The following is a 17,128-nucleotide window of genomic DNA, read 5'->3' as shown; positions in this document are numbered from 1 at the left end:
CTTTGTCAAAGAGCGAAAGCCATCCGGCTCGCGCTCGCCCCGTTTTCCTGTCGTTTTTCCTGTGTTGCCCGGGCCGCGCCTTCTTCATGGGCGGGCGCGATCCCGTCTTCCAGCGACGCGCAGATTTCGTCCGCGCGGCGCGCCAGTACCGACAGCAGCGTGTCGGACAGGCCGTGGCTGTCTTCGCAGCAGCCTTGCAGGTAGATGCGCGGCGCGAAGTGCTCGGGCGTCGCGAGCAGGTAGTCACGCGTGACGTCGCCGCGTGAAAGCGCATCGCCCAGGTGCGGCGCGAGCCCCTCGAGCAGCGCCGAATGCGTGTCGCGGCGGTAGCCGGTGGCCAGCACGAGCGCGTCGAAGCACTCGACGCGCGTGTCGCCGCTCATCCGGTCGCGCAGCGTCAGCTCGATGCGGCCGTCGGCGGTGCGCACCGCGGCCTCGATCGCGCTGTTCGCGAGCAGCGCATGACGCGGCGTGCCGTCGATGCGTTGCAGGTACAGCATTTCGTAGATCTGTTCGATCAGCGGCCGGTCGACCACCGCGTAGTTCGTGTCGCGATAGCGCTCGAGCAGCGCGCGTCGCGCGTCGTGCGGCTGCGCATAGACGACATCGGTGAACTCGGGGCTGAAGATCTCGTTGACGAACGGGCTGTCGTCCGCCGGCTTCAAGGCGCCTGCGCGCATCACGAGGCTCGCGTCGACGTGCGGGAAGCGGCGCGCGAGATCGATGAACACCTCGGCCGCGCTCTGCCCCGCGCCGATCACCGCGACGCGGCGGCGCTCGCCGTCCGGCGACGCGACGAGCCGGTCGATGTCGGTCAGGTACGACGACGAGTGGATCACGCGGTCGCGGCCGAGCGCGGCGAACGCGTCGGGGATCGCCGGCGTGCCGCCGACGCCGACCGACAGCGCGCGCGTGACCCGCTGGCGCTCGTGGCCGGCGGCGTCGCGCGACAGCACGCGCAGTGCGTCGATCTTCTCGCCGTCGCCGTGCACGGGCTCGATCGCGAGGACAGTCTCGCTGTAGTGGACGCTATCGTCGAACGCGTCGGCCACCCAGCTCAGGTAGTCGTGGAATTCGACGCGGGTCGGATAGAAGTTCTTCAGGTTGACGAATTCGTTCAGCCGGCCGCGTTCGAACAGGTAGTTGATGAACGTGTAGCGGCTGGTCGGATCGCGCATCGTGACGAGATCCTTCAGAAACGAGATCTGCATCCGGCAGTCGTCGAGCAGCATGCCGCGATGCCAGCCGAATTCAGGCTGGCGCTCGATGAAGCAATGGGCGAGCGGGCGCGCCGCGCGCCGTTCCTCGAGGCGGATGGCCAGCGCCAGATTCGACGGCCCGAAGCCGACGCCGATCAGGTCGAATACGGTTTCTCTCTGCATGTCTCAGCTCCCTTGTCGGTGAATCCGGCGCGTCAGACGTGACGGCCGGAGAAGAACGTCTCGCGCAGCGTGTGCATCCACAGCGGCTGCGCGTCGGCCAGCGCGAGACGGCGCTGCCGCGCGAAGCCATGCCGCGCGAGATGGTCGGCAACCCGCGCGTGGCCGGCCGGAACGGCACAGCCGACCGCTTCGGTACGCGGGTCGTCGAGAAACAGGTAATGCACGACGGACGGCAACCAGCCCGCCACGCAATGCGGGTCGCGCCAGCGCGACTCGCCGACCAGCATCCGCAGCCCGCGGTCGTAGTCGCGCGCCGCGACGTGCGGCGCGAGTGCGTCTTCCTTCAGCCAGTACGCCTCGACATACGCGAACGGTTCGCCGTCGAAGCAGCCGACGAGCGGAGTCACGTGCGGATCGATGTCGGGCGCGGCGCCTTGCGGGCCGTTCAAGCCGGGCTGCGCACCAGGCCAGCCGTCGCGCACGCGCGGTTCGTCGAACCAGCGCGCGAGGCGTTCGGCATCCTCGGCCGGCTGCCAGCCGCGCAGCGTGAAGCGCACGCCGAGCGCCGGCAGGTCGCGCGCGTAGACCTCGCCGCGCGGCGCGGGCGGCCGGCGCGGATGACGGCGGCCGTCGGTGAACATCGGCAACGTCGCGCACGGCAGATGCGCGCCGACGCGCCACAGATCGGCCTGCTGCGCCCAGCCTTCACGCATGCAGCGGCCGCCGTCGGCGAGCACGCCGCTCGCGCGCAGCGCATCGAGCGCGACCGCCGGCCACGCGGCCGGGTCGAGCCGGATCGCCGCGTGGCGCGCGCTGTCCGAAAACGCCGCGGCGAGTGCCGCCAGCAACGCACGCCGCTGGTCGGCCGCTGCCGCGCGATGGTTGTACGCGACGAGGCGCAGCGCGCCGTCGTCGCCGAGTTGTGCGCGCAGCAACTGCGCGCCGATGCCGTCGCCCTGCGCGACGCGGATCTCCGCGCCGTCGCGCACGGCGAACAGGCCGTCCGCGAATGCGAGGCGGTAGGTATCGAGCATCGTGAATCCGTCCGGACGCACTTCAGCCAGCATGGCGCGCCTCCTGTCCCGTTTCCGTGTGCGCATCGAGCCGCGCGCCGAGTGCCGCGAGCGTCGGCGACGCGAACACGTCGGCGACCGTCAGCGTGTGGCCGGCGCGGCTGGCCGCGTCGACGAAGCGCACGACATCGAACGACGTCGCGCCGGCTTCGAACAGGTCGGCGTCAGGTTCGGGCGCGGCTGTCGCGAAGGTGTCGGACCACAGCGCCGCGAGCACGGCCGCCGCATGCGGTGCGCGGAATGGCGCTGCGGCGCGTGCGTTGCTTTCGGTCTGCGCGCGATGCGACGCCTGTGCAACGACGCGCTTGTCCGGCGCACCGAGCACCGCTTCCGACGCGCCGGCGAAGCGCGCGACTTCGTCGTGATAGAGATCGACGAGCGCATCGACGAAACCGCGATCGAGCAGTTCGTCCGCATACGAGAACGCGGCGCTCACGCGGCCGTCCGGATGCTCGACGACGTCCAGCTCCAGCGTAAATACGACGCGATGGCGCACATCGTCGAATCCGGCCAGCGCCAGGCCGGCCCAGTCGCGCGCCGCGGCACCGGTCGGGCGCAGGTAGTTGAACATCACCTGGAACAGCGGATTGGCCTGCGCGGCACGCGGCGCGCGCAGCGCCGCGACGACGTCCGCGAACGGCACGTCCGCATGCGCGTAGGCCGTGAGCGCCGTGTCGCGCACTTGTGCGAGCACGTCCGCGCGACGCGCGGCCGGGTCGAGCCGCGTGCGCACGACGACCGAATTGATGAAGAGGCCGAGCGCGGCGCGGGCCGCATCGCCCGTCAGCTCGCGCGTCGAAGCCAGCACGCCGACCGGCTGGTCGGCCGCCCCCGTCGCGCGGAACAGCGCGGTGTTGAGCGCCGCATGCAGCAGCATCGGCAGCGTCGCGTGCGCGGCCGACGCCGTGTCGCGTGCGGCGCGGATCAGCGCGCCGTCGAATTCGAACGCGATGCGGGCCGCGCGCCATTGCGGCACGGCCGGCGCGTCCGCGCGCTGCGGCAGCACGCTTGCCGGCAGATCGGCCAGCGCGTCACGCCAGTAGGCGACGCGGGCCGGATGGCACGGTGCGGGCAGCACGAGCGGCTGGGCGGCCAGTTGGTCGGCCTCACCGGCCGGCACGGCACCGGCGCCGCCCTGCACGCGGGCGACATAGCGTGCACGAACCGCATCGAGCCACAGCTCGATCGATTCGCCATCCGACACGATGTGATGAATCGTCACCGACAGCACGTGGTCTTCCGCATCCAGACGCAGCACGCGCGCACGCCACAGCGGCGCATCGGCGGCCAGATCGAACGGTGCGAGTGCATCCTCGTCGGTCAGCGCTGCGGCGCGGGCGAGCACATCGGCTTGCGCGGACAGGTCGATCACCGGCAGTTCGACAGAAGCATTGGCATCGATCCGCTGGCCCGGCAGTGCGCCGTCACGCACCACGAGCCGCGCGCGCAGCGCCGGATGCTCGACGGTGACATCCGCGAACGCGGCACGCAGCGCATCGACGTCGAGCGGGCCGCGCACCCGCAGCGCGACCGGAATGTTGTACGCGGCGCTGTCCGGCTGTGCGCGCCACAGGAACCACAGGCCGAGCTGCGCCGGCGACAGCGGCCACACGCCGTGTGCATCGGGTTTGGCGACGGCCACGCCCGGCGCCGCCGCACCGGCATGCGCGGCGCGCGGCGCATCGGCCACCTGCAACGCATACTGCGCGAGCACCGGCGCCTCGAACAGCGCGCGCACCGGCACGTCGCGGCCGAGCCGTTCGGCCACGCGCGTCGCGACGCGCACGGCCGCGAGCGAATGGCCGCCGAGATCGAAGAAGTGATCGCCACGGCCCACGCGCTCGAGATTCAGCACGTCGCACCAGATCGCCGCGAGCGCGGTTTCGTCGCCGTCGTGCGGCGCTTCGTACGCACGTTCGACGCGTACCGGCGCCGGCAGCCGTGCGCGGTCGACCTTGCTGTTCGCGTTGCGCGGCAGCGCGTCGAGCACGATCAGCTGCGCGGGCACCATGTAGTCGGGCAGCGTGCGGCGCAGGTGCGCGTCGAGCGTCGCGGCTTCGACCGGCTGCGCGGCCGCCTGTGCGTCGGCGGTCAGTTCGACATACGCGACGAGTTGCGCCAGTGCGCCCTGCCCGTGCACGACCGCGCAGGCTTCGCGCACCGCGTCGTGCGCGGCAAGCTGCGCCTCGATCTCGCCGAGTTCGATGCGCAGCCCGCGCAGCTTCACCTGGTGGTCGACGCGGCCGATGAAGTCGAACACGCCATCCGCGCGTCGCCGCACGAGGTCGCCGGTGCGGTACAGCCGCGCGCCCGGCGCGCCGTACGGATCGGGCACGAAGCGCTCGGCCGTCAGCGCCGGGCGGTCGAGATAACCGCGCGCGACGCCGATCCCCTCGCCGCCCAGGTACAGTTCGCCGATCACGCCGACCGGCAGCGGATGCAGCCGTTCGTCGAGCACGTGCGCGGTGCGCGCGCCGACCAGCGTGCCGATCGGCAGGTACGCGGCGTCGCCGAGTTTCGCGAGATCGTCGCCGGGCCGGAACATCCATAGCGTCGGCGTGATGACCGTCTCGGTCGGGCCGTAGCCGTTGACCACGCGCACGTTCGGCAGCGCGCGGCGCAGCAGCGCGAACGCCTCGCGCGACGTCGCCTCGCCGCCGACGGTCAGCGAACGCAGCGTCGTCGGCGCACCATGCGCGAGCGCCCATTCGGCAAGCTGCGCGGCGCAGCCGGGCGGCACGTAGGTCATCGTCACGCCGTCGCGGACCATCATCGCGCAGGTCTGCGCGGGCGGCCACAGCACGTCGGCCGTCACCGACACGGCGGCGCCCGACATGTATTGCGAAAACCAGCCTTCGTGCGCGCCGTCGAAGTTGACCGACTGGAACAGCAGGAACACGTCGTTCTCGCCCGCGCCGTAGCGTTCGGCGATCGCCGCGCAATGCAGCGCGAACGACGCGTGGTCGACGATCACGCCCTTCGGCTTGCCGGTCGAGCCCGACGTGTAGATCGCATAGGCCGCGTGGCCCGGCAGCACGTCCGGAAGCATGACGTGCGCGGCTTCGTCGAGGGCATCGACTTCATCGGCGCGCCACACGCGCAGATCCGGCAGCTCGGGCAGCGACGCGGCGCTCGCGCCGTCGGTCAGCACGTGCGCGATGTTCGCGTCGTCGACGATCTGCGCGAGCCGTTCGCGCGGATGCGCGGGATCGAGCGGCACGAACGCGGCGCCCGATTTCAGCACCGCGATCAGCGCGACGAGCAGGTCGACCGAGCGCTGCAGCGCGACGCCGACGCGCATTTCCGGGCGGACGCCGGCCGCCACCAGATGGCGCGCCAGGCGTGCCGCGCGTGCGTCGACTTCACCGCGCGTCAGCGCGCGGTCGATGTCGGCCACGCCGCGTGCGTCGGGCCGTGCCTGAGCATGCGCGGCGATGCGGGCATGCACCGGCACGAACGGTTCGGATTCGGTCGCGCCCGCCGGGGCGTTCCATGCGAAGAGTTGCGCGCGTTCAGCGGCGGGCAGCCAGTCGAGATCGCCGATCGGCATGTCCGGGCGCGCGAGCGCATCGGCGAGCAGCGTGACGAAGCGTGCGGCCAGCCGGGCGATCGCGTCCGCCTCGAACAGGTCGAGCGCGTAGATGAAGGCGGCGTCGAACGTGCCGTCCGGCGTCGCTTCGACCGACAGCGTCAGGTCGAATTTCGCGGATGGCGTGCCCGACGGCAGCAACGCGGCCGCTGCCGCGCCGAGCGCCGGCAGCGCACGGCGCTCGCCGTACGCGGCCATCACCTGGAACAGCGGATGGTGGCTCGCGCTGCGCGGCACGCCGAGCGCATCGACCACCTGCTCGAACGGCACGTCCTGGTGCATCTGCGCGTCGACGAGCGCGCGCTGGGTGCGCGCGACCAGCGACGAGAAATCGCCGTGCGCGGGCACGTCGACGTCGATTGCCAGCGTGTTGACGAAGAAGCCGATCAGGCCGGCGACTTCCGCGCGTTCGCGGTTCGCGGCCGGCACGCCGACGCAGATCCGCGCGTCGCCGGTCGCGCGCGCCAGCAGCGCATCGAGCGCGGCGAGCAGCACCGCGAACGGCGTGGCGCCCGATGCGGCAGCAAATGCGCGCAGTTGCGCACCGATGCGCGTGTCGAGCGAAAACCCATGGCGGGCGCCGCGCGCACTGCGGCGTGCGGGTCGTGCCGTCGCGCCCGGCAGCGTCAGTACGCCACGTTGCGGATCGAGTCGTTCGCGCCAGAACGCGAGCTGGCGATCGCGCTCGCCGGCGTCGAGCCAGCGGCGCTGCCACAGCGCGTAATCGGCGTACTGGATCGGCAGCGGCGCGAGCGACACCGACCGGTTGGACGCATACGCGCGATAGAACGCCGCGAGCTCCTCGAGCATCACGCTCGACGACCAGCCGTCCGACACGATGTGATGCACGGTCAGCGCGAGCCAGTGATGCGTCGCATCGAAGCGCACCAGATGCGCGCGGACGAGCGGCGCCACGCCGAGATCGAACGGCTCGGCTTCGTCGGCCGTCGCGACGGCTGCCGCGCGCGCCGTGCGTTGCGCGTCCGGCAGCGCTTCAAGATCGGTTTCACGCCACGGGCAGCGCAACGGTGCGTGGATCGTTTGCGCGACGCCGTCCTGCGCTTCGTCGAAGGTCGTGCGCAGCGCCTCGTGGCGCGCGATCAGCGCATCGCACGCAAGACGCAGCGCATGCGCGTCGAGCGGGCCCGTCAGCGCCAGCCGCTCGGTGATGTGATACGCATCGGGCGCATCGATCAGCCGTGCGTGCAGCCACAGCCGCGTCTGCGCGAACGACGCCGGCACGCGGTCGTGGCGCGGCGTGCACGGCGGGATCGGCAGCACGCGGAAGTCGATGCCGGCCGCGCCGAGCTTGTCGATGAAGACCGCGCGCTGCGCGTCCGGCAGTTGCGCGAAACGCGTCGCGAGCGCGAGCCAGTCGGGTTGAACCTTCGTCATCCGTCGTCCTTATTGGGTTTCCAGTTCGCCAAGCAGCGCATCGATCGCGCTCGCCGCATCGGTCGCGCCGCGGGCCGCGCAGGCCGCGTCGATCGCCTCCGCGCAGCGCGCCAGCGTGCGCGTGTCGAACAGCGTGCGCAGCGGCAACGCGAGTCCCCAGTGCAGGTTCGCCTGCGCGTGGGCCTGCGTCGCGAGCAGCGAATGGCCGCCGAGCAGGAAGAAATCGCCGTCGCGGCCGATCGCGTCCACGTGCAGCACGCGTTGCCAGATCCCGGCGAGCGCACGTTCGGTGTCGGTCGCGAGCGCGACTTCCGTGGCCGCTTCACGCACCGGCGCGGGCAGCGCATGACGGTCGCACTTGCCGTTCGGCGTCACGGGCAACGCGTCGAGTTCGATCAGTTGCGACGGCACCATGTAGGCCGGCAGTTGCGCGCGCAGCGTGTCGAGTAGCGCCGCCCGGTCGAGCGGGCCCGCGTCGCCGCGTGCGACATAGCCGATCAGTTGCTCGTCGCGCACGATCACGACCGCGTCGTTCACGCCGGGCGCCGCGCGCAGCAGCGCCTCGATTTCGCCCGGCTCGATCCGCTGGCCGCGCAGCTTCACCTGCGTGTCGACGCGGCCGAGATAGTCGAGCGCGCCGTCGGCACGCCGGCGTGCGAGGTCGCCCGTGCGGTACATGCGCGCGCCCGGCACGAACGGATCGGGCACGAACCGCTCGGCGGTCAGCGCCGGACGGCCGAGATAGCCGCGCGCGAGGCCCGCACCCGCGAGATACAGTTCGCCGGTCGCGCCGGCCGGCACCGGCTGCCAAGCCGCATCGAGCACGTGCAGTTGCAGGTTCGCGATCGGATGGCCGATCGGCACCGCGGCCGCCTGCGCATCGCCGGGGCCGCAGGTCCAGTGCGACACGTCGATGGCCGCTTCGGTCGGCCCGTACAGGTTCACGAGCGTCGCGTTCGGCAGCAGCCGCGCCATCTTCGCGACGAGTTCGGGCGCGAGCGCCTCGCCGCTCGCGACGATCAGGCGCACGCTGTCGCACTGTGCAGCGGCCGAGAAATCGTCGAGATGCGCGGCGAACGCGGCGAGCATCGACGGCACGAAGTGCAGCACCGTCACGCCGTGCGCATGGATCGCGGCCGCGAGACGCGCCGGATCGCGATGGTCGCCGGGCGCGGCGATCGCGAGCTTCGCGCCGATCGCCAGCGGCCAGACGAATTCCCACACCGACACGTCGAAGCCGAACGGCGTCTTGTGCAACACGACGTCGTCGCGCGTCAGCCCGTAGGCGTGCTGCATCCACGCGATCCGGTTCGCGAGCGCGCCGTGCGTGTTGCCCGCGCCCTTCGGCTTGCCGGTCGAACCGGACGTGTAGATCAGGTACGCGAGCTGGGCGTCGTCGATCGCGGCGGTCACCTCGGCAGCGTCGCTTTCGGCTTCGTCGGCAAGCAGGTCCGCTACCGTCAGCAGCTGTGTCGCGACGCCCTCGCCGAGCGCGGCCTCGACCTGCTCGCGCAGATGGGCCTGCGTGATCGCGACGGCCGGCCGCGCGTCGCGCAGCATGTAGGCGATGCGCTCGGCCGGATAGTCGGGATCGATCGGCAGGTACGCCGCGCCGGCCTTCAGCACGCCGACCAGCGCCATCACCATGTCGAACGAGCGCTCGACGCACAGCGCGACCGGCGTGTCGGGCTGCACGCCGCGCCGGCGCAGCGCAGCCGCGATGCGTGATGTGCTGACGTCGAGTTCGCGATAGGTCGCGCGATGCACGCCGCCGTGAACGTCCGCGTATTCGAGCGCGACCGCGTCGGGCGTCGAACGTGCCGCATCCGCGAATTGCAGGTGCAGCGGCTGTTGCTGCGCAGCCGGCCACGCTTGGGCGGTGTCTTGCGCCCGCGCCAGTGCGTCACGGGTGGCTTCGTCGGCGATCGACAGCGTGCCGAGCCGCGCATCCGGCGTGCGGGCCAGTGCATCGAGTGCGCACACGAACGCGCGGTGCCAGGTCTCGACCTGCCGCGCGTCGACGCGCGCGGTGTCGTAGCCGTAGTCGATCGTCAGTTCGGCACCGCTCTCGATCACCAGCGTCAGCGCGAAATCGGTCGATTCGATGCTGCGCACGTCGCTCAATGCGAGTGCGCGCGGATCGGCGTCGCGCGCCGTGTCGTCGACCGGGTAGTTCTCGAACACGACCAGCGTGTCGAACAGTGCGCCGCCCGCGCCGCGCGCCCAGCGCTGGATGTCGGCGAGCGGCGTGTGCGCGTGCTCGGCGGCGGCTGCGTTCTCGCGTTGCAGCGTTTGCAGCCAGTCGGCCGCGCGTTGCTGCGGCGCGGGCGCCGTGATCACCGGTAGCGTGTTGATGAAGAGACCGAGCACCGAATCGACGTCCGCGAGGGCATCGGGGCGGCCCGCGACGGTCGCGCCGAACGCGACGGCCGGCTGGTGCGTCATCCGCTGCAGCGCGAGCGCCCACGCGCCCTGCACCAGCGTGTTGACCGTCACTTTCAGTGCGCGCGCCGTCTGCGCGACACGCGTCAGCGTGTCGGCATCGAGCGTCGCCCGCCACGTGACCATGTCGGCATCCGCGCGGTCGGCCGTGCGTTCCGCGATCAGCGTCGGTGCGTCGAGGCGTGCGAGGCGTTCGGTCCAGAAACGCTCGTCGGCGTCGCGGTCGCGCGTGCCGAGCCACGCGATGAAGTCGCGATAACGCAGTGCCGGGCGGCTCGCGAACGGCGACACGGCATCCGGGTCGCGATAGTCGCGCAGCACGTCGGCGAGCAGGCGCGCGGTGCTCCAGCCGTCGAGCAGCACGTGGTGACGCGTCCACACGACGCGCCACGCGTCATCGCTCACACGGATCAGCGTGAGCCGCATCAGCGGCGGCTCGCGCCAGTCGAAGCCGCGTGCGCGATCGGCGGCGAGCCAGGCGTCGAAATCGGCATCGAACGTGTCGCCACGCGTGCGCCAGTCGAGCTGTTCGACCGGCATTTGCGCGTGGCGATGCACGCACTGCAGCGGCGCGGCTTCGTCCGGCATCACGCTCGTGCGCAGGATGTCGTGGCGCGCGATCGACGCGTCGAACGCGGCCGCGAGCCGGTCGGCGTCAAGTGCTGCCGCGGTCGCGACGAGCTGGTTCACGTAGCTGGCGTGACCGGGGGCGAACAGCGCATGGAACAGGATGCCCTGCTGCATCGGCGACAACGGATAGACGTCGTCGATCGTGCGCCAGTCGAGCGGCGTGCGCTCGATCGCGGCCTGCGTGAGCCCGGCGGCCTGCGCGAGCGGGAAATCGCCCGGCGTCGCGCCACCGCCGCGATGCGCGACGCGCGACGCGCACGCGTCGACGAGTTCGCGCAGCGCCGCCGCGAAGCGTTCGGCGAATGCGTCGATCGTCGCGCGCTCGAATTGCGGTGCGCCGTAGACCCAGTGCACTTTCAGCGTGCGAGCGCCGTCGCGATCCGTGTCGAGGTACGCGTGGATCGCGAGCGTATTGCCGAGCGGCCCCTGCGGATCGCGCTCCACGCCGGTGCCGCCGAAGCGCGGCACGAGCGCGGCATCGCGGGGCGCGTCGAACTGGCCGAGATAGTTGAAGGTGACGCGCGGACGCGGCACGGCGGCCAGCGCCGCACGCGTCGCCGCATCGCCGTAGTGCGCGAGGACGCCGAAGCCGAGCCCCTTGTGCGGCACCGCGCGCAGCGCGTCCTTGACCGCGCAGAGCGTGTCGCTTGCCGTGGCCGCGACCGGCAGCGTCACCGGGTAATGGCTCGTCAGCCAGCCGATCGTGCGGCTGGCATCCACGTCGTCGAACAGCGCCTCGCGGCCGTGCCCTTCGAGTTCGACTCGGCACGATGCGGCACCGCTCACGCCGGCCAGCGCCCGTGCGAGCGCCGCGCCCAGCAGTTCGATCGTCTGCGTGCGATAAGCCGCGTGCGCGTCGGTGAGCGCCGCGCGCGTCAAGGCCGCGTCGATCGTCTGCACGACAGCGGCCGCATCGGCGTTCGTCGCCGCTGCGTCGGGATGATCGGGCACGATGTCGTCGCCCTGCGCCATGCCGGCCCAGTACGCGGCCTCGGCCGCGAACGGCGATGCCGGTTCCGTTGCCGCACGGGCAAGCCGTACCGCCCATGCATCCGCACGCAGGCCCGGCTGCGACAGTCGGACCGGCGCGCGTTCGCATGCGGCGCGATAGGCTGTGTCGAGGTCGTCGAGCAGGATGCGCCACGACACGCCATCGACGATCGCATGGTGAATCGCGAGATAGAGCTGCGTCGAGCCGTCCGGCAAGCGTGCCGCGCAGGCGCAGGCAAGCGGCCCGCGGCCGAGGTCGAGACGGCGCTGCAATGCGTCGAAGCGCGCGAGCGCGTCGGCTGCGTCGCGGGCGGCGACTTCGACGAACGGCAGCGCGTCGTACGGCTTTGCCGCATCGCTGGCGTGCCACGTGCCGTCCGCGCCGCGCGCGAAACGCTGGCGGAACGCGTCGTGATGCGTCAGCAACGCGTCGAACGCGCGCGCGAATGCGTCGGCGTCGAACGGCCCGCGTACGTCGAACGTGACCGACTGGTTCCAGTGCCCCGAATGCGGGATATCGAGCGCGAAGAAGCGCTGTTGGGCAGGCGTGAGGACCTGCGCCGTCACCGGCGCGCCGGCAGCGGCTGCGACCGCAGGTTTCACGGCGGCAGCGGCAGTCACGTCCTCCGTCTTCGCGATACGCGCGAGTTCGGCGACCGTCGGGCCGTCGAACAGCTGCTTCGGCGTGAAGCGCACGCCGCGCTTGCGCGCGCGGGCGATCACCTGCAGCACGAGGATCGAATCGCCGCCGAGCTCGAAGAAGTTGTCGTCGCGGCCGACCTTCGGCGCCTTCAGCACGGCCTGCCAGACTTCGGCGAGCACCGTTTCGACCGCGCCCTGCGGCGCATCGCCGGAGGCCGTCACGACCGGCGCGGCCGCCAGTTCGCGCAACGCAGCGCGATCGATCTTCCCGTTCGCGGTCACCGGCAGGCGTGCGAGTGCGACGAATTGCGCCGGCACCATGTAGTCGGGCAGCTTCGCGGCAAGCGCCGCGCGCAGGGCCGCCTCGTCGAATGTCGAACCGTCGCGCATCACGACGAACGTCGCGAGCCGCAGACGGCCGTCGTGTTCGATCGCGAGCGTTTCGGCCTGCGCGACCGGGCCGGCCGCACGCACCGCCGCACTCACCTCGCCCGGTTCGACGCGATAGCCGCGAATCTTCACCTGGTCGTCGATACGGCCGAGGAACGCGAGGCGGCCGTCCGCGCGCAGGCGCACGCGGTCGCCGGTGCGATACAGCCGCGCGCCGGGCGTGAACGGATCGGGTACGAAGCGCTCGGCGGTCTGCGCCGGACGCCCCAGGTAGCCGCGCGCGACGCCCGGCCCGCCCAGATACAGCTCGCCTGTCGCGCCGGCCGGCACGCACGCGCCGAACGCGTCGAGCACCAGCGCGCGCGCATTCGGCAGCGGCAGGCCGAGCGGCACGCCGCTCGCCGGATCGCGCGCGTCGGCGGCGATCGACGCCGTGTCGCAGGCGATCGCGCCGACGGTCGCTTCGGTCGGCCCGTAGTGGTTGATCACGCGGCAGGCCGGGGCCAGCGCGGCCAGGCGCGCGACGAGCGCCCACGTGAGCGTTTCGCCGCCGGTCACGAGCGCGTGGCGCGGCAGCACGTCGGCCGGCACACGTGCATCGAGCAGCGCTTGCAGGTGGCTCGGCACGATCTTCAGCACGCCGACGTCGCGGCGGCGCATTTCTTCGGCGAACAGGTCGGGATCGAACGCGCAGGCGGCCGGCAGCAGGTGCAGCGTGCGGCCCGCGCACAGCGCGCCGAACAGCGTCGTGTGGCCGAGGTCGGCCGCGACGGTCGACACCATCGCGAACGACGCGTCCGGGGCGAACGCGAGTTCGTCGAGCATCCCCTGCACGTAGTCGGCCAGCGCGCCGTGCGACACGACGACGCCCTTCGGCGTGCCGGTCGAGCCCGACGTATAGATCAGGTACGCGCCCTGCTCCGGATGCGGTGCGAGGCGCACGCCGGTGGCGTGGGCGAGCGTCGCGTCCTGCGCGAGCGCGTCGACGTCGAGCGGCTGTGCGTCGATGCCGGCAGGCCATGCGGCCGGGTCCGCGACGAGCGCCCAGCGCGCGCCGCAGTCCGCTGCCGCCGCGGCCAGTCGCGCGGCAGGCTGCGCGGGATCGAGCAACACGGCGAGCGCACCGGCCTTCAGCGCGCCGAGCAGGCCGACGACGAAGCGCGCCGAGCGTTCGATGCAGACGATGACGGATGCTTCGGCGGCCACGCCTCGCTGGGTCAGCGCGCGGGCGATCCGGTTCGACGCATCGTCGAGTTCGGCGAACGTCAGCGACGGCGACGCATCGGCGAGCGCAATGCGGTGCGGATACGCGGCCGCCTGCCGCGCGAACGCGGCGACGATGTCCGCATGTTCGACGCGCAGCGCACGGCCGTCGCGCGGCTGGCGCGAAGCAGCCGACGCGTCGCACGGCAATACGGCCGTCGTTTGGTGCGGATCGCGCGCGGCCGCACCGACGAGCGCCGCGTAGCTGTCGAGCCACGCCCGCGCCGTGTCGGCGTCGATGCAGTCGGTCGCATAGGCCGCGACCAGTTCGATGCCATTCGCATCGTCGGTGAAATCCACGGCAAAATCGAAGCGTGCAGCGAGGTCGGGCCCCGGCGTGGCAACAGCCGTCGCGCCCGGCAGCACGCTGTCGTGCCGCGCGTCGAACTGCTGCGCGAATTTCACGCGCAGCCATTCGTCGCCGCGCTTGACCGGCGGCTTCACCGCATCGACGACACGCTCGAACGGCACGTCCTGATGCGCGAGCGCATCGAGTGCCGCCGTGCGCGTCGCATCGACGAGCGCACGGAACGGCAGCGTCGGCGCCACGTGCACACGCAGCGCGACCGTGTTCAGGAACAGCCCGAGCAGCGCACGGGTTTCCGGGCGCTGGCGATGCGCGACCGGCACCGCGACGACGACGTCCGTTGCGCCGGTCAGGCGCGACAGCCATGCGTCGAGCCCGGCCAGCAGCACCGTGAAGACCGTTGCCTGCGCGTCGCGCGCGAGTTGCCGCACGTCGGCCGCGACCGCGTCGGGCAGCCGCACCGACACGCGCGCGCCTTGCAGCGTGCGTGTGGCGCCCGGCTGGCGATCGACCGGCAGCGCAAGCGGGCCCGGCACGTCGCGCAACGCGCCGCGCCAGTAATCGAGCTGCCGCTCGCCCTCGCCGTCGGCCAGCATGTCGCGCTGCCAGTCCGCGTAGTCGGCGTACTGGATCGGCAGGTCGGGCAGCGACGGCTCGCGGCCCTCGGCATACGCGCGATAGGCGGCCGACAGTTCGTCGAACGCGCAGCGCGAGCTCCAGCCGTCGGTGATCGCGTGATGGGCGGTCAGCAGCAGACGGTGACGGTCGTCGGCGAGTGCGACCAGCGTTGCGCGCAGCAGCGGGCCGCGTGCGAGGTCGAACGGCTCGGCCGCCTCGCGCTCGGCGAGACGGGCGGCTTGCGCGTCCCGCGCGGCGGGCGGCTGGTCGCGCAGGTCGAGGTCGGCGATCGACACCGGCAGATGGGCATGAATCCGCTGCATCACGACGCCGTCGTCGTTGTCGACGAGCGTCGTGCGCCAGGCTTCGTGGCGTCCGATCACGTGATCGAGCGCGCGCTGCAGCGCCGCGCGATCGAGCGTGCCGTCGATCGTCCAGTGTGCGGCGATGTGATACGCGGCGCTTGCATCGCGCGTTTGCGCAAGTACCCAGAAACGTTGCTGGGCGAGCGATGCGGCGCGGTCGACATACGGTGCGGTGGACACGGCCGCATCGGCCGGTACACGGCGTGCGGAAATCGTGGCCAGCGGCTCGCCGGTTTCGCGTTCCGCACGGTCGACCGCGTCGGCCAGTTCGACGAGCGCCGGATCGGCGAACAGCGTGTCGAGCCGCAGGTTCACGCGTACTTCGGCACGGATCGCGGCCTGCAACTGCATCGCCGCAAGAGAATCGGCGCCCAGCGCGAAGAAACGATCGTCACGCGACGGCGTGACGTCGAGGCCGAGCAGCGTCTGCCAGAGGCCGGCGAGCTGCTGCTCGGTCGGCGTGCGCGGTGCGTCGCCGCTGCCTTGCGCGGTGTCGCGCGCGGCGGCGATCTGCTCGCGCAGCGCGGCACGATCGAGCTTGCCGTTCAGCGTATACGGCAGCGCATCGCACCGCACGAACCGGTGCGGCTGCCAGGCGGCCGGCAGTTGCGCGGCCACATGCGCTTTCAGCGCCGCATCGTCGGCCGCCGCGCGCAGCGCGACGCATGCGATCAGCCGTATCGGCCCGTTGCCGGTTTCGGCGACCACGGCCGCGTCGGCCACGGCCGGATGCGAACGCAGGCACGCGGCGATTTCAGCGGGCTCCACACGCACGCCGCGCACCTGAACCTGGTCGTCGAGGCGGCCAAGGTAATCGAATGCGCCGTCGTCGCGCAGCCGTGCGAGGTCGCCGGTGCGGTACACGCGCGCACCAGGTTCGCCGTCCGCATCGGGAATGAAGCGTTCGGCCGTCAGCGCCGGGCGGCCGTGATAGCCGCGCGCGACGCAGACGCCGCCCAGCAGCAGCTCACCCACGCCATCGGCCTCGCCGCCGTCGACACGCGCGACGCGCGGCCCGATCACGCGGCCGATCGGCAACGACGCATACGCATCGTCGGCGGCCAGCACCGGCGTCTCGCCCGGCTCGACCGGCCACAGCATCGGCGAGATCACGGCCTCGGTCGGCCCGTAGCCGTTGATCAGGCGTACCGACGGGAACGTGCCGCGCACGAATTCGAACGCCTGCTGCGGCAGTGCTTCGCCGCCGAACGCGAGCACGCGCAGGGCCGGCGGCACGCCGTCGCGTGCGGCCACCGCCGCGAATTCGCGCAGGTATGCGGGCGGGAACGCGGCCACGTTGACCGATTCATTCACCAGCAGCGCATGCGCGGCATCCGGCGCGAACGGCTGCGGCGGCGCCACGACGATGCTGGCGCCGGTCGCGAGCGGCGCGAGCCAGCATTCATGCGCGGCGTCGAAATTGACCGATGCGAAATGCAGCAGGCGGTCGCCCGCCTCGATCGGCAGTGCGGCCGCGAGCGCGTCGCAGTGCGCGGCGAGCGGCCCGTGTTCGACGACGACCGCCTTCGGCGTGCCCGTCGACCCCGACGTATAGATCATGTAGGCGGCCGCACGCGGGTGAACGGGCACTGCTTCGTCATCCGCAACGATCTCCTGCCCGTCCGCCGCGCCGTCGGCCGCGTCAAACGTGTGGTCGAACGGCGTGCCGAGCGCCGCGCGGCCGGCCGCGTCGACGATCCCGTGGCGCAACTGCGCATCCTGGACGATCCAGTCGAGGCGCGCGGCCGGATGACGCGGATCGAGCGGCACGAACACGCCGCCCGCCTTCAGCACGGCCAGCAGCGCGACGAACAGTTCGGCCGAGCGCTCGACGCACACGCCTACCCGCACTTCCGCGCCGACGCCGGCCGCGCGCAGTTGCCGGGCCAGCCGCGACGCCCGCGCGTCGAGCGCGCCGCGCGACAGGCGCAAGTCATTCTGGAAAGGGACCGCGATCGCGGGTGCGTCGGGCGCGACGCGCGCCAGTTCGCGGATTCGGTGATGCAGCGCAGTCGGGAAACTCGTCATGTGCGTGAAGTCCT

Annotated in this window: 4 protein-coding genes; all 4 read right to left on the bottom strand. The window is 72.0% G+C overall.

Annotated elements, in window-relative coordinates; genetic code table 11:
* Positions 1-5: 5 nt before the first annotated feature.
* The 4 genes from LGM89_RS32685 to LGM89_RS32670 are packed head-to-tail and all read right to left on the bottom strand — an operon-like array spanning position 6 to position 17,114.
* A complete protein-coding gene (locus tag LGM89_RS32685) occupies positions 6-1,382 on the bottom strand; it encodes a lysine N(6)-hydroxylase/L-ornithine N(5)-oxygenase family protein (RefSeq protein ID WP_226275203.1) in 1,377 nt (458 codons plus the stop codon).
* Positions 1,383-1,414: 32 nt separating this feature from the next.
* Positions 1,415-2,449, bottom strand: a complete 1,035-nt coding sequence (locus tag LGM89_RS32680; protein WP_226275202.1) for a GNAT family N-acetyltransferase — start codon at positions 2,447-2,449, stop codon at positions 1,415-1,417.
* Positions 2,439-7,439: a non-ribosomal peptide synthetase gene (locus tag LGM89_RS32675; protein WP_226275201.1), complete on the bottom strand. Its 5,001-nt coding sequence runs from the start codon at positions 7,437-7,439 to the stop codon at positions 2,439-2,441. Before LGM89_RS32675 ends, LGM89_RS32680 begins: the two co-directional genes overlap by 11 nt.
* Positions 7,440-7,448: 9 nt before the next feature.
* Entirely contained in the window at positions 7,449-17,114 is a 9,666-nt protein-coding gene (locus tag LGM89_RS32670) for a non-ribosomal peptide synthetase (RefSeq protein ID WP_226275197.1), read from the bottom strand.
* Between the last annotated feature and the right edge of the window lie 14 nt (positions 17,115-17,128).

Source organism: Burkholderia sp. AU31624, assembly GCF_020420065.1.
In the GTDB taxonomy this organism is placed as follows: Bacteria; Pseudomonadota; Gammaproteobacteria; order Burkholderiales; family Burkholderiaceae; genus Burkholderia.
The sequence above is the reverse complement of the archived record's forward strand: the minus strand, read 5'-3'. Positions and strand labels throughout refer to the sequence as shown.